We start from the raw sequence: 1,435 nt of genomic DNA on the forward strand, positions 1-1,435 counted from the left end.
GAGACGAGCGGCTTTATGCTGCGAAGCAATCGGAAGTGGTTCCAAGAAAAGCCTCTAAGCTTCAGTCATACGAGACCGTACCGCAAACCGACACAGGTGGGCGAGATGAGTATTCTAAGGCGCTTGAGAGAACTCGGGAGAAGGAACTCGGCAAATTGGTACCGTAACTTCGGGAAAAGGTACGCCCTGGTAGTTTGACCACTTTACTGTGGAAGGATGAACGGGTTGCAATAAACTGGTGGCTGCGACTGTTTAATAAAAACACAGCACTCTGCAAACACGAAAGTGGACGTATAGGGTGTGACGCCTGCCCGGTGCTGGAAGATTAAATGATGGGGTGCAAGCTCTTGATTGAAGTCCCAGTAAACGGCGGCCGTAACTATAACGGTCCTAAGGTAGCGAAATTCCTTGTCGGGTAAGTTCCGACCTGCACGAATGGCGTAACGATGGCCACACTGTCTCCTCCCGAGACTCAGCGAAGTTGAAATGTTTGTGATGATGCAATCTACCCGCGGCTAGACGGAAAGACCCCATGAACCTTTACTGTAGCTTTGCATTGGACTTTGAACCAATCTGTGTAGGATAGGTGGGAGGCTTTGAAGCGGGGACGCCAGTTCTCGTGGAGCCAACCTTGAAATACCACCCTGGTTTGTTTGAGGTTCTAACCTTGGTCCGTTATCCGGATCGGGGACAGTGCATGGTAGGCAGTTTGACTGGGGCGGTCTCCTCCTAAAGTGTAACGGAGGAGTTCGAAGGTACGCTAGATACGGTCGGACATCGTGTTGATAGTGCAATGGCATAAGCGTGCTTAACTGCGAGACTGACAAGTCGAGCAGGTACGAAAGTAGGACATAGTGATCCGGTGGTTCTGTATGGAAGGGCCATCGCTCAACGGATAAAAGGTACTCTGGGGATAACAGGCTGATTCCTCCCAAGAGTTCATATCGACGGGGGAGTTTGGCACCTCGATGTCGGCTCATCACATCCTGGGGCTGTAGCCGGTCCCAAGGGTATGGCTGTTCGCCATTTAAAGTGGTACGTGAGCTGGGTTTAAAACGTCGTGAGACAGTTTGGTCCCTATCTGCCGTGGGCGTTGGAAATTTGAAGGGGGCTGCTCCTAGTACGAGAGGACCGGAGTGGACAGACCTCTGGTGTACCGGTTGTCACGCCAGTGGCATTGCCGGGTAGCTAAGTCTGGAAGAGATAACCGCTGAAAGCATCTAAGCGGGAAACTTGCCTTGAGATGAGATTTCCCAGAGCCTTGAGCTCTTTAAAGGGTCGTTCGAGACCAGGACGTTGATAGGCTGGGTGTGGAAGTGCAGTAATGCATTAAGCTAACCAGTACTAATTGCCCGTAAGGCTTGTCCCTATAACATTAGCAGTTGTAGAGAATTGAAAGCGCGTTGTGCTTGTGAGATATATAATCTCTACCCAG

General features: G+C 50.9%; 1 rRNA gene. It reads left to right on the forward strand.

Annotation, left to right across the window (positions count from 1 at the left end):
• Positions 1 to 1,369 (forward strand): 23S ribosomal RNA (locus ACP7EY_RS23950); the annotation flags it as partial.
• Positions 1,370 to 1,435: the final 66 nt, after the last annotated feature.

The organism is Massilia sp. DWR3-1-1, assembly GCF_049898325.1.
Taxonomy (GTDB): domain Bacteria; phylum Pseudomonadota; class Gammaproteobacteria; order Burkholderiales; family Burkholderiaceae_D; genus JAFCUW01.